Source organism: Aquabacterium sp. (assembly GCF_035476535.1).
Taxonomy (GTDB): domain Bacteria; phylum Pseudomonadota; class Gammaproteobacteria; order Burkholderiales; family Burkholderiaceae_C; genus Pseudaquabacterium.
In genome coordinates this window covers 108980-121764 of sequence record NZ_DATILJ010000251.1, presented here as the reverse complement: position 1 = coordinate 121764, position 12785 = coordinate 108980, and the positions used below count along the sequence as shown (strand labels likewise).

Here is a 12785-nt window from a genome sequence, read left to right as displayed (position 1 = left end):
TGTCACCCGTCGCCCAAGGATCCGCATGAAGATCGCCGCCTTGCAAATGGTCTCGGCCCCGGAGGTCGAGCGCAACCTGGCCACTGCCGCGCGCCTGGTGGCCGAAGCCGCCGCAGCCGGGGCGCAGCTGTTGGCGCTGCCAGAATACTTCTGCCTGCTGGGCCGCAGCGACCGCGACAAGCTGGCGATCGCCGAGGCCGACGGCGACGGGCCGATCCAGGCCGCGCTGTCGGCGCTGGCGCGTGAGCACCGGGTCTGGTTGATCGGCGGCACGCTGCCGATGCGTACCGCCGATGCGGAGCGTGTGCGCAACAGCTGCTGCGCCTACGGGCCGGACGGGCAACGGGTGGCGCGCTACGACAAGATCCACTTGTTCGCCTACGACAACGGCCGCGAGCGCTACGACGAAGGCCGCGTGCTCGAAGCCGGCAGCGCGCCGGTGAGCTTCGACGCCGCGGGACTGCGCGTCGGCCTGTCGGTCTGCTACGACCTGCGTTTTCCCGAGCTGTACCGCACGCTGATGCAGCCGGCGCCCTGCGATGTGGTCGTCGTGCCCTCGGCCTTCACCTACACCACCGGCCAGGCCCACTGGGAGTTGCTGTTGCGCGCCAGGGCCGTGGAGAACCAGTGTTATTTCCTGGCGCCGGCACAGGGCGGCGTGCACGACAACGGCCGCCGCACCTGGGGCCACAGCCTGATCGCCGACCCCTGGGGCGAACTGCTGGCCTGCCGCGACGAAGGCGAAGGCGTGGTGCTCGCCGAGTTCAGCCGAGAGCGCTTGGCCGAGGTGCGCCAGCAGCTGCCGGCCTTGAAGCACCGGCGCTTGTAGCGCGTTGTCCGATCAGGGCAGTTCGGCGCGGCGCGGCAGATCGGCGCCGCGGCGCGAACAGGTGATGGCCGCGGCGCGGGCGGCGAAGCGCAAGGCGGCCTCGAGCTCATCGCGCGTCAGCTCGCTGATCGCCGCGGGCGACAGCCGCTGGTGCTCGGCCAGCCAGGTCAGCAAGGACGCCTGGAAGGTGTCGCCGGCGCCGACCGTATCGACCACCGTGACCCGTTCCGGCGCGATGGCCACCAGGTCGCGCGTGGTGAAGCCGATGGCACCTTCGCCGCCACGCGTCACCACCACCAGCGGCGTGCCGCCGGCCAGCGCTTCGGCGGCGAAATCGTCGATGGCCCGGCCGGGAAACAGCAGCGCCAGGTCCTCGTCGCTGACTTTCAAAAGGTGCGTCCTCGGCAGCATCCATTGCAAGGTGGCGTGCCACACCGCGAGGTCCGGCTCGACGTTGGTGCGGATGTTCGGGTCGTAGGCGATCACGCTGCGGCGGTGCTCGCGCTCGACCAGCAGCCGCTGCGTGGCGGCCACCGGCTCGACCACCATCGCATACGAGCCGAAGTGGAAGGCCTTGGCCGTCGTCGGCACCGCGGCCAGGTGCTCGGCGCGCAGCAGGCGATCGGCCGCGCCATGGCCGTAGAAGGCGTAGGACGGCACCCCCTGCGCGTCCAGCCCGACCAGGCTCAGCGTGGTCGGCGCGTCGATGCGGGCCACGGCGTCGGCCTGGATGCCTTCGTCGGCCAGCGCACGCATCAGCCGCTCCCCGGCAAAGCCGGTGCCGATGCCGCCGAGAAATCCGACCGGCTGGGCCAGCCGCGCCAGCCCCATCGCGACGTTGAAGGGTGAGCCGCCGATGCGGCCGTCGAAGCCGATGCCGGTGGGCGTGTCGCCGGTGGCGAACACATCGAACAGGGCTTCTCCGCAGACGATGAACATGGTGTCGGATCTCCAAGGGTTTACCATTAAATCAGTCAACTTGATTTATTAAATCATGTCGCCCAGAATTAGACCATCCGTTGAATCCCGACGGACCTTGCAACGAAACGCCGCCCAGGCCCCGCGCCCGGCGCGCCCACCGACACCTGGAGACACAGCCCCATGCGCACCCCCTTCATCGTTTCCCTGTTGACCCTGGCTGCCGGCGCTGCCTTTGCTGCCGACGCGCCGGTGATCGGCCTGATCACCAAGACCGAGACCAACCCGTTCTTCGTGAAGATGAAGGAGGGCGCGGCCGAAGCCGCCAAGGCGCAGGGCGCCAAACTGCTGACCGGCGCCGGCAAGACCGACGGCGACAACGCCGGCCAGGTCACCGCGATGGAGAACATGATCGCCGGCGGCGCCAAGACCATCCTGATCACGCCCAGCGACAGCAAGGCGATCGTGCCGGCGATCAAGAAGGCGCAGGCGAAGGGCGTGATGGTCATCGCGCTGGACAGCCCGACCGACCCGGCCGAGGCCACCGACGCACTGTTCGCCACCAACAACTACCAGGCCGGTGTCCTGATCGGCCAGTACGCTAAAGCGGCGCTGGCCGGCAAGCCGGCCAAGATCGTGATGCTCGACCTGTTCCCGGGCCACCCGGTCGGCGCGCAGCGCCACAACGGTTTCCTGAAGGGCTTCGGCCTCGCCGCGCCGGACGCCAAGAGCAACGAACTGGGCAAGGCGCCCGAGATCGTCTGCATGGCCGACAGTTTCGGCGACCAGGCCAAGGGCCAGACGGCGATGGAGAACTGCCTGCAGAAGTCGCCCGAGGTGACGGTGGTCTACACCATCAACGAGCCGGCCGGCGCCGGCGCTTTCAACGCGCTGAAGAAGGCCGGCAAGGACAAGGGCGTGATCGTCGTCTCGGTCGACGGCGGCTGCCAGGGGGTGAAGGATGTGGGCGAAGGCAAGATCGCCGCTACGTCGCAGCAGTACCCGCTGAAGATGGCCTCGATGGGCGTCGAGGCCGGCGTGGCCTATGCGAAGACCGGCAAGAAAGTGGCCGGCTACACCGACACCGGCGTGACGCTGATCGCCGCCAAGGCGGTGGCCGGCGTCGAGAGCAAGGATGTAGCCACCGGCACCTCGCTGTGCTGGGGCAAGAAGTGATGCGGCCATGAGCAGCAGCAGCAGCACCGCTTCGCCCTCTGCACCGGGAGTTGCCATGAGCACCCTGAAAGAGAAGCTGCCGCCAGTGCTGACGAACATCGGCACGCTAGGCCCCTTCATCGCCTTGCTCGTCGCCTGCCTTTTCTTCGCGACGCAGAACGAGCGCTTTCTCACCGGCGGCAACCTGTCGCTGGTGCTGCAGCAGGTGATGGTGGTCGGCGTCATCGCGATCGGCCAGACGCTGATCATCCTGACCGCCGGCATCGACCTCAGCTGCGGCATGGTGATGGCCCTCGGCGGCATCGTGATGAGCAAGTTCGCCACCGAACTCGGCCTGCCACCGGCACTGGCCATCCTCTGCGGCATCGGCGTCACCACGCTGTTCGGGCTGGTCAATGGGCTGCTGGTCACGCGCATCAAGCTGCCGCCGTTCATCGTCACCTTGGGCACGCTGAACATCGCGTTTGCGATCACGCAGCTGTACTCCAACTCGCAGACCGTGACCGAGCTGCCTACGGCGCTCACAGCGCTGGGCAACACGTTTGCGATCGGCGGCACGGAGGTGGCCTGGGGCACGGTGCTGATGCTGGTGCTGTTCGGCTTCACCTGGTTCGTGCTGCGCGAGACCGCGGCCGGGCGCCATGTCTACGCCGTCGGCAATAACGCTGAGGCGACGCGGCTGGTCGGTATCCCGACGCAGAAGGTGCTGCTGGGGGTCTACGTGATCGCGGGGGCGTTCTACGGCATCGCGTCGCTGCTGAGCGTGGCCCGCACCGGCGTCGGCGACCCGAACGCCGGGCAGACCGAGAACCTGGACGCGATCACCGCGGTGGTGCTGGGCGGCACCAGCCTGTTCGGCGGCCGCGGCGTGGTGCTGGGCACGCTGGTCGGCGCGCTGATCGTCGGCGTGTTCCGCAACGGCCTGACGCTGATGGGCGTCTCGTCGATCTACCAGGTGCTGGTCACCGGAATCCTGGTGATCCTGGCGGTGGCCACCGATCAACTGTCCCACAAGTCTGCCCGCTGAAGGAGTCCGCGATGGCCACGCCACAAATCGTCATGCAGGCCTCCGGCCTGATCAAGCGCTACGGCCAGGTCGTTGCGCTGGATGGTGCCGACTTCGAACTGCGCGCCGGCGAGATCCTCGCCGTGATCGGCGACAACGGCGCCGGCAAGTCGTCGCTGATCAAGGCCTTGTCGGGCGCGGTGGTGCCCGACGAAGGCGAGATCCGGCTCGACGGCCGGGTGATCCACTTCAAGAGCCCGATCGACGCGCGCCGCGCCGGCATCGAGACGGTGTATCAGGACCTCGCGGTGGCGCCGGCGATGAGCATCTCCGAGAACCTGTTCCTCGGCCGTGAAGTGCGCCGGCCGGGCCTTGCCGGCCGCGTCTTTCGCATGTTGGACAAGAAGCACATGCTGGCCGAAAGCATCGCCCGCATGCAGGATCTGAAGGTCGGCATCCGCTCGATGACGCAGGCGGTCGAAACACTTTCGGGCGGCCAGCGCCAGTGCGTCGCCGTGGCGCGCGCGGCGGCGTTTGCGCAGCACGTGGTGATCATGGACGAACCCACCGCGGCGCTGGGCGTCAAGGAAGGCAACATGGTGCTGGCGCTGATCCGGCGCGTGCGCGACAAGGGCCTGCCGGTGGTGCTGATCTCGCACAACATGCCGCATGTCTTCGAGGTCGCCGACCGCATCCATGTCGCGCGGCTGGGCAAGCGCGCCGCGGTGCTGAACCCGAAGAAGATCAGCATGAGCGACACCGTTGCGGTGATGACCGGCGCGATGCGGCCTGAGGACATCCCCGCAGAATGCCTGGCCCATTGATCCGCCGATCCTCACCTGCGCCCGCGCGGCTCATCATCGCCGCACCCGACCGCGACCTGTTCCTGAAGATCGCGGTGGAGTGAAGCTTCCGACTCGGCGTGATCAGGGCGTTGGGATGTTCGGCACCGTCGGCACGTTGATGCCGCCGTGGCCTTGCAGCAGGCCCTGGTGCGCCGGCGCCAGGAACGGGAAGCGATCGAGGTAGTTCTTGTCGTTGACCTCGACGCCCTTGGCCAGTCCGGCAGCCGGGTTGCCGGCGACGATCAGGCTGATCAGCACGCTGTTGACGTTGACCTGGTTGCTGCTCGGCGAGGTGCCGCCGCCCAGCCGCCGGCCGTTCGGGAAGCTGGAGTCGATCGCCGCGTCCAGCGTGATCACGTCGCCGGTGAAGCCGTCGGCCACCGGGATCGGCCGGCCCAGGTTGATGGCGTTGATGATGTCGGTGCGCGGGCCCTTCAGCGTGGCCACCGTCGACTCCGGCAGGCCCAGCGCGCGGTAGATGCCCAGCGCATCGGCGTCGCGCACCAGCACCGGGTACAGGATGTCGTTGGCGAAGTTCGTCACGTCTTCCATCGGGCTGCTGCGCAGGTAGGTGGTCTGCCGCTGCGTGCCCACCAGGCCGGCGTTGAACAGCGGCAGCGCGTTGCGGCCGACCTGCACGTAGTTGCCGCCGCCGCGCAGGCCGGTGATCACGCTGTCCTTGTCGACGATCTGCGCCTTCTGCCGGCTGATGCTGGAGTACATCCGCAACAGGCTGTCGGTCGAGTTGGCTTGCAGCACGCCGTTGTGCGGAACGCCCTGCGGGAAGAGGTCGGTCATCGGGATCTCGAGCGCGATCGAGAACACGTTGAAGCCGGTGAACACGTCCTTGCCCGGCGGCCGGCGCGCGCCGGCGATGCCGCCCAGGTCGTCCCGGTTCAGGTTGACCAGGTCGAAGATGCCTTTTTCGTCCAACTGGTAGGGGTCGTCGAACTGGCCGGCAATGATGCGGCCGCCGTTGGCCAGCGTGTGGATGTAGGTGTCGACGAAGGGCTGGTCGTAGAGGCCGAGCTCGCGGCTGGTGGCATCGCCCGAGTCATAGCCCCTGAAGGGCCCCAGGCCGTAGATCAGCCGGTCGGTCTGTGGGCCGTGGTTGTTGGGCAGCACCTTCAGTGCATCGCCCAGCACCGTCATGCGCTCGTCATCGTGGCCCGGCTGCCATTTGGCGGAGCGCGGCAGGCGCGTGACCTTCATGGTCTCGGTGCCGCCGGTCAGCTGCCACAGCAGTTCGTTGCCGCCGCCCAGCGGGTCCTGCGGACCGGGCGCCGCTTCGCGCGGCAGCTGGTTCGTGAACTCGACCCGGTAGGTCATCACCGGCTTCAGGCTGCTGCCCATGCCGATGTTGAACTCGTAGCGGTAGCCGTTGCAGGCGCGCAGGCCGTGGTTGCCCTGGCCGGGTTCGTGCAAGGGGTTGAAGTTCATGATCAGGTAGAGCTTGTTGTGCGCGCCCGGCGCCACCCAAGCGTAGGTGTCGGTGTTGTCGGCACAGGGCTCGTTGAGGATCGCCAGCGCTTCGCGGTGGCTGGAAGCATGTGCGTGGAGGCCGATCGTGGCGAGCAGCGTCGCGGCGACCAGGCGCAGGGCCAGTCGTTTCATGGGAACCCCTTCGGTGGATGTGCGCCGCGGAATGCCCGCGTGCTGCCCACCTCTACGCGCAGGGTGGACTCCCGGATGCAGGCGCAACACGACGCGTCGGTGCCGACGCGAGTCCGGGCTCAGCGCCGCCCGAACATCATCTGCCGCGCCAGTGCCGACTTGGCCCAGGGCAGCGCCTGCAGCGCCGCCAGGCCCAGCCCGCGCGCGGCCGGCAGGCCTGGCCAGCGCCAGGTGAAGCTGCGCGCCAGGAAATCGGTGGCGGCGATCATCGCCCAGCGGTCCGGTGCCCGTGACCATTCGACGCGGCGCAGGGCGGCCTGCACGCTGCCTCCGTCCCGCAGCGCCAGCACCAGCTCGAAGGCATCGCGCAGCCCGAGGTTCAGGCCCTGGCCAGCCACCGGGTGCAGCGTCTGCGCAGCGTTGCCGATGCGCACGACCCGGCCGCCGCCGGGGCCTTGGCCGTTCTTGCGGCCTTCGACCAGCGTGCGCTCGGCATTCAGTCCCAACGCAAAGCGCTTCAACGGACTGATGGCCACCGGCGTGCCGGCGATCTCCGGCAGCAGGCTGGCCAGCACCACCAGGCGCTGCGCGTCGTTCAGGTCCTGCACCGGGTCGTCATCGGCCGGCACGCACCACACCAGCGCGGCCTGTTGCCGGCCCTCCAGTGGCGGCAGCGGCAGCAAGGCCAGCGGGCCGTGGCGCGTGAAGCGCTCGACCGCCAGGCCCGGCGTGCCGCCTTCCAGCGTCAGCGTGCCGACCCAGGCGGTCTGCTGGTAATCATGGGTCAGCGCTTTGCGCGCCTGCTCGGCGAAGACGCCGCCTTCGGCCACCACCGCCAGGTCGAAACGTTCGCTGATGCCGGCATCGACCTCGACACCGCCCTCGATCGGTTTCAGCGCCGCCACCGGCGTGCCAAAACGGCTGCTCAGGCGCTCGGGATGCTCGGCGGCCAGCGCCAGCCAGGCCTGCTGCAGCGGGGCCACCAAGTGGCCATAACGCAGCACCGCGCCGAGCATCGGCACCGCCTGGTCCGCGGCGGTGATGCGCACCGCCGCTTCGCCGCGGCCGAACTGCAGCGTCGGCGGCGCCTGCGACACATGCACCTCGCGGATCGGCTGGGCGTGTGACTTCGGCCAGGCGCCCAAGCGCTGCAGCAACTGCACGCTGCCCAGCGACAAAGCCAGCGTTCTGGCGTCGCCGGAGACGTCCTTGTCCAGAGGGCGGGCGTCGAAAACCGTGAGCCGCGACTGGGGCAGCAAGCGGGCCGCCTGCAGGGCCAGCGTCAGGCCCACCGGGCCGGCGCCGATCACGGCGATGTTGATCGTTTCGGTCATGTCGGCCGTATTATTCGCCGCACCCGGCTTCCACGGGTGTGTTCAACGCAAGGAGCGCAGCATGGGCCTGATGGACTTCATCAAGAAACAGTTCATCGACATCCTCGAGTGGACCGAATCCCAGGATGGCGTGATCGCCTGGCGCTTCCCGATGGCGCAGAACGAAATCCAGTACGGCGCGTCGCTGACGGTGCGCGAAAGCCAGATGGCGCTGTTCATCAACGAAGGCAAGGTGGCCGACGTCTTCGGCCCCGGCATGTACAAGCTGACGACGCAGACCTTGCCGGTGCTGACCTACCTGAAGAACTGGGACAAGCTGTTCGAAAGCCCGTTCAAGAGCGACGTGGTGTTCTTCAGCACCCGCCAGCAGATCGACCAGCGCTGGGGCACCCAGCAGCCAGTGACGATCCGCGACAAGGACTTCGGCGCGGTGCGGCTGCGTGCCTTCGGCAACTACGCCTACCGCGTGGTCGACCCGAAGAAGTTCTACACCGAGATCTCCGGCACGCGCGACACCTACACGGTGGCCGACCTGGACGGCCAGCTGCGCGGCATGATGCTGCAGCACATCAGCGACGCGGTGGCGCAGAGCGGCGTGGCCTTCCTCGACCTGGCGGCCAACCAGATCGAATTCGCCAAACAGTTGCAGGCGGCCACCGCGCCGTCCTTCGAAGCCATCGGCCTGAAGCTTGAAGGCGTGACGGTGCAGAACATCTCGCTGCCCGACGAACTGCAGAAGATCCTCGACCAGAAGATCGGCATGGGCATGGTCGGCAACGACATGGGCAAGTTCATGCAGTACCAGACCGCGCAGGCCATGCCCGAGCTGGCCAAGGGCGCCGGTGACGGCGGCGGCGGCCTCGCCGGCAGCGCGATGGGCCTGGGCGCCGGCGTGGCGCTGGGCCAGGTGATGGCGCAGAACTTGGCGGCCGGGCTGCAACAGCCGGCCCCCGCTGCAGCCGCCGCGGCGCCGGCAGCCCTGCGGCCCGACGAGGTGATGGCCACGCTGGAGAAGCTGGCCGACCTGAAGGCCAAGGGCATCCTGACCGAAGAAGAATTCAGCGCGAAGAAGTCCGAGCTGCTGAAAAAGCTGGTTTGAACGGCTAGGACACCGGCGTCTTGGCCACCGGATCCCAGCGCGTCTGGCGCGCAGCCTGCCCGAACTGCGGCGCGCCGGTCGAGTTCGCCTCCGCCGCGTCGGCCAGCGCCGTCTGCAGCTTCTGTCGCTCGACGCTGCTGCGCGAAGGCGAAGCGCTCAAGCGCATCGGCACCAGCGCCGAGCTGTTCGACGACCATTCGCCGCTGCAGATCGGTGCCGCCGGCAAGCACCTGGGCGCGGCGTTCACGGTGGTCGGCCGCCAGCAGCTGGGCTACGAAGGCGGCACCTGGAACGAGTGGCACGTCCTTTTCGACGGAGCTACAGAAGGCGGTTTCAAGAGCGGCTGGCTGTCCGAAGACAACGGCGCCTACGTCGTCGCCTTCGACGCGCCGCTCACCGGCCCGGTGCCGGACCCGGCCGACCTGAACCCGGGTGAGCGGCGCGTCGTTGCCGGCGCGATCTGGGACGTGGCCTCGGTGCAGCGCGCCCGGGTGCTGGCGGCCTTGGGCGAGCTGCCGCAGGCGCCGCGGCTCGATCGCGGCGAGTTCGTCGTCGTCGACCTGCGCAACCAGCAGGGCGAGGTCGGCACGCTGGATTGGCGTGACCCGCAGCAGCCCAACTGGTCGGTCGGCCGCTCGGTGCGCCTGGCCGACCTGGCGATGAGCGGGCTGCGCAGCGATGAGAGCGAAAAGACGCTGGGCGGCCGGGCGATCAACTGCCCGAGTTGCGGCGCCTCGCTGGAACCCAGCCTCACCACCACGCAGTCCATCGTCTGCGGTCAGTGCAAGGCCGTGGTCGACATCTCGCAAGGTGTCGGCGGCGAGCTGAAGCACTACGCGCAGGACAACGCCGGTTTGCCGCCGCTGATTCCGCTGGGCCGCAGCGGCACGATCGCGCTGGGCGACAAGATCAAGCCGCTGCCGTGGCAGGTGGTGGGCTACGCTGAACGCGCCGAGGTCGATGTCGAGGCCGGCGAGGAACAGGCCACCTGGCGCGAATACCTCTTGTACAACCGCACGGAGGGCTTCGCCTTCCTGGTCGATGCCGAGGATGGTTGGAGTTATGCCAACCCGATCACCGGCGTGCCGCAGCTCAAGGACCAGCGCGCCGTCTACCAGGGCACGACCTACGAGCAGCTTTACAGCTACACCGGCGCAGTGAGCTATGTGCTGGGCGAGTTCTACTGGCGCCTGAAGAAGGGCGAGAAGACCCGCAACACCGATTTCGCCGCTGGCACCAAGCGCCTGAACCGCGAGCAGACCGGCCAGGAAGTGACCTGGTCGGCCGGCGGTGCGCTGGATTCGGACGCCGTGGCCAAGGCCTTCGGCCTGGGCACCGTCGAAGCCATGGCGATGAAGCGCGACGCCAAGTCGCTGGGCGGCGGCAAGAGCCTGAAGTTCTGGCTGATCCTGCTGGTGGTGGCGCTGGTGCTGATCTCGGCCTTTGCCAGCTGCGGCGAGGGCGGGCGCGACTGCAGCCCGCTGCGCGACAGCTTCGGCGAAGCCAGCAACGAGTACCAGCAATGCCTGCGCAGCAACTCAGGCAGCGGCTTGCGCACCAGCGGCGGTTCTTACGGCGGATTCAGTACCGGCGGCGGCGGGCACAAGTAGGCCGCCGCGCATTCCAGGGCATCAGCAGGGCATACACAGGAGAAGGCATATGGGATTCGAGTGGCTCAAACCCGCCGTCGTGCTGGGGACCTTTCTCTACGCGATCATCGGCGTGGTCGTGCTGTGGCTCAGCTTCCTGATCATCGACAAGCTGACGCCCTACGACTTGTGGGACGAGCTCGTCGGCAAGAAGAACATGGCGCTGGCGATCGTCGTCGGCGCGATGTTCATTGCGATCGGGCAGATCATCGCCGCGGCGATCCATGGTTGACAGCTGGCCCCGGCCGCCGGGTGGCGGCCTGTCCCCTCCGGGGCGAGAGCTCAGGGCTGTTGCGTGTTGCCCAGGTGCTCGGCCAGAAAGGCTTCGAGCAGCTGGAAGAACTGCAGCCGGTGGGCCTGGATGCTCAGGTGGTGGTCGCCGTCTTCCTGCTTGATCAGCGTGTAGCGCTTGCCGGCGCGCTTCAGGGCATCGGCCATCAGCTCGCTTTGTTCGAAAGGCACGCTGCGGTCGGCCGTGCCGTGGATCAGCAACACCGGTGCGCGCACCTGCTCGGCCAGGCGGCGCGGCGAGGTGGCTTTCAGCTGGTCGCGGTCGCTCCAGGTCGAGCCGATCTGGCGTGAGAACACCGCTTCGCCGTGCAGGAAATCGCGCTGGCGGCTGGCCAGCTCCAGCAGGTCGCTGACGCCGGCGAAGCTGAGCACGCAGCGGTACAGCTCCGGCGTCTTCACCGCGCCCATCAGCGCCGCGAAGCCGCCATAACTGGCGCCGACGATGCACACCCGCGCCGGGTCGGCGATGTTCTGGCCGTTCAGCCAGTGCACCGCGTCGCTCAGGTCGTCCTGCATCTCCAGGCCCCAGCGCTTCAGGCCCGCGCTCATGTGCGCGTGGCCGAAGCCGGCCGAGCCGCGGAAGTTCACCTGCAGCACCGCATAGCCGCGGTTGGCGAGGAACTGCACCCACGGATCGAACTCGACGGTGTCCAGGCTGATCGGCCCGCCGTGCGGCAGGATCACGGTCGGCAGCCCGCGCGGCGCGGCGCCGACCGGCAGCGTCAGCAGCGAGGGCAGCAGCGTACCGTCGCGAGCCTTGATCGTCAGGCTGCGCTTGCGGGCCAGCGGGGCGCCGGCCAATTCGGGATAGGCTTCGCCCAGCGGGCTCAGTTCGCCGCGCTGGCGAAAGCCCACCAGGTAGTGCGGTGCCACGCCGTTGCCGCTGCTGCGCAGCAGGTAGCGCGTGCCATCGGCGCTGAACTGCAGCAGCTCGTTGTGGCGATCCGGCAGCGCCTTGTCGATGGCCTGCAGCAGGCCCTTGGCGTCGGCTTGCCAGAAGCCGGCGGCGGCATCCCCCAGCAGCCCCAGCCGCACGCCGATGGCTTCCTGCGTCTGTGGCGCCAGCATCAATTCGCCACCCAGGTCGTGGCGCGGGTCGCTCAGCAGCAGGCGGCGCGGCAGCGCCGGATCACGCAGGTCGACCTCGAACACCGCCGCCCGGCCTTCATGGTTGGCGCTGATGTACAGCCGGTCGGCGTCCTTGCCGAAGCCCAGCGGACGAACGCTGTCCGGGCTGAACAGCTCGTAAGTCCAGGCGCGGCGCCAGTTCTGGCCGTCGGCGTCGCACAGTTCCACCACGACGCGCGTGCCGGTCTGGCGCACGGCCACGCGTGCGCGGTGTGTGCGGTCGGTGATCCAGCGCGTGACATCGGCGCGCGCTCCCTCGACGAGGCGGCGCTGGCCAGTCTCGATGTTGACGCGGTAGATCGCCGGATCCAGCGTGCCGTCGTCGGCCAGCTGCAGCAGCACATGCTGGCCATCGTCGGGCATCCAGTCGATCACCTGGTCCTGGAACTGCGCTGGGCGCCGATGCTCGTCGAAGCGGCTGTGCCGCACGAGGTTGACCAGGCCGCCACCATCGCGGTGGATGGACAGCAGCCGTGTCTCGGTGAGCTCCGTCCAGCCGCGCCGGCCCGGGTAGACCACGCTGAACACCACCCGGTCATTGTTGCCCCAGCGCAGCCAGCCGAAGCGGAACTGGCGGTTGTCGGTCTTCAGGATGGCGCGAGACTTCTCGCCGCCGGTGAGCTCACGGGTGATCAGGACCGTGTTGTCACCGACGTTCATCAGCGCCGCGAAGCGTTGGCCATCGGGCGACAGCGCCACTTGCTGCAACAGCGGCAGGTGCGCAAAGGCTTGGATGGGCAGTCGCTCGGCGCGGGCCGGCGCGGCTGACACAGGCGCGCTGCTCGCCGAAGCGGCGGGTGCCGGCCCGGTCTGCGCTGATACGGCGACCGCCCCCGCCAAGCCCAGCGCGGCCAGCAGCCCATGGATGACTCTGCGGTTCATGCCGCCTCCCTCTG

11 protein-coding genes are annotated in these 12785 nt (G+C 68.6%); 7 read left to right on the top strand and 4 right to left on the bottom strand.

Features of this window, described 5'->3' with window-relative positions:
• The first annotated feature begins 25 nt into the window (after positions 1-25).
• Positions 26-829: a carbon-nitrogen hydrolase family protein gene (locus VLK61_RS25160; RefSeq protein WP_325425147.1), complete on the top strand. Its 804-nt coding sequence runs from the start codon at positions 26-28 to the stop codon at positions 827-829.
• Between the two features lie 12 nt (positions 830-841).
• Here VLK61_RS25160 and VLK61_RS25155 read toward each other — a convergent pair whose 3' ends face one another.
• Positions 842-1768 (bottom strand): carbohydrate kinase family protein, encoded by a 927-nt coding sequence (locus VLK61_RS25155; RefSeq protein WP_325425145.1) that lies wholly within the window; start codon positions 1766-1768, stop codon positions 842-844.
• A gap of 162 nt (positions 1769-1930) precedes the next feature.
• Here VLK61_RS25155 and VLK61_RS25150 point away from each other — a divergent pair, with 162 nt between their 5' ends.
• Genes VLK61_RS25150 through VLK61_RS25140 form a run of 3 tightly spaced genes read left to right on the top strand, consistent with a single transcriptional unit; the run spans position 1931 to position 4753 of the window.
• On the top strand, positions 1931-2923 hold the full coding sequence (locus VLK61_RS25150) for a sugar ABC transporter substrate-binding protein (protein ID WP_325425143.1): 993 nt from the start codon (positions 1931-1933) through the stop codon (positions 2921-2923).
• A gap of 55 nt (positions 2924-2978) precedes the next feature.
• Complete coding sequence (locus VLK61_RS25145; protein ID WP_325425141.1) at positions 2979-3950, top strand: ABC transporter permease; 972 nt, start codon at positions 2979-2981, stop codon at positions 3948-3950.
• A gap of 11 nt (positions 3951-3961) precedes the next feature.
• Positions 3962-4753: an ATP-binding cassette domain-containing protein gene (locus VLK61_RS25140; protein WP_325425139.1), complete on the top strand. Its 792-nt coding sequence runs from the start codon at positions 3962-3964 to the stop codon at positions 4751-4753.
• Positions 4754-4855: 102 nt separating this feature from the next.
• Here the strand turns inward: VLK61_RS25140 and VLK61_RS25135 are convergent, their stop codons facing one another.
• Both VLK61_RS25135 and VLK61_RS25130 read right to left on the bottom strand, forming a co-directional pair.
• Positions 4856-6388, bottom strand: a complete 1533-nt coding sequence (locus VLK61_RS25135; RefSeq protein WP_325425137.1) for a DUF4331 family protein — start codon at positions 6386-6388, stop codon at positions 4856-4858.
• Between the two features lie 119 nt (positions 6389-6507).
• Positions 6508-7722 carry an FAD-dependent monooxygenase gene (locus VLK61_RS25130; RefSeq protein WP_325425134.1) on the bottom strand — a complete coding sequence of 405 codons (1215 nt, stop codon included), beginning with the start codon at positions 7720-7722 and terminating at the stop codon, positions 6508-6510.
• Positions 7723-7783: 61 nt separating this feature from the next.
• Between VLK61_RS25130 and VLK61_RS25125 the strand changes: the two genes are divergently transcribed.
• Genes VLK61_RS25125 through VLK61_RS25115 form a run of 3 tightly spaced genes read left to right on the top strand, consistent with a single transcriptional unit; the run spans position 7784 to position 10702 of the window.
• The gene (locus VLK61_RS25125) at positions 7784-8821 is read left to right on the top strand and encodes an SPFH domain-containing protein (protein ID WP_325425132.1); all 1038 of its coding nucleotides are present in this window, start codon (positions 7784-7786) and stop codon (positions 8819-8821) included.
• Positions 8822-8841: 20 nt separating this feature from the next.
• Positions 8842-10431 (top strand): DUF4178 domain-containing protein, encoded by a 1590-nt coding sequence (locus tag VLK61_RS25120; RefSeq protein WP_325425130.1) that lies wholly within the window; start codon positions 8842-8844, stop codon positions 10429-10431.
• 49 nt (positions 10432-10480) lie between these two features.
• Positions 10481-10702, top strand: a complete 222-nt coding sequence (locus VLK61_RS25115) for a DUF350 domain-containing protein (protein ID WP_325425128.1) — start codon at positions 10481-10483, stop codon at positions 10700-10702.
• 50 nt (positions 10703-10752) lie between these two features.
• Here the strand turns inward: VLK61_RS25115 and VLK61_RS25110 are convergent, their stop codons facing one another.
• A complete protein-coding gene (locus VLK61_RS25110; protein ID WP_325425126.1) occupies positions 10753-12771 on the bottom strand; it encodes a S9 family peptidase in 2019 nt (672 codons plus the stop codon).
• Positions 12772-12785: the final 14 nt, after the last annotated feature.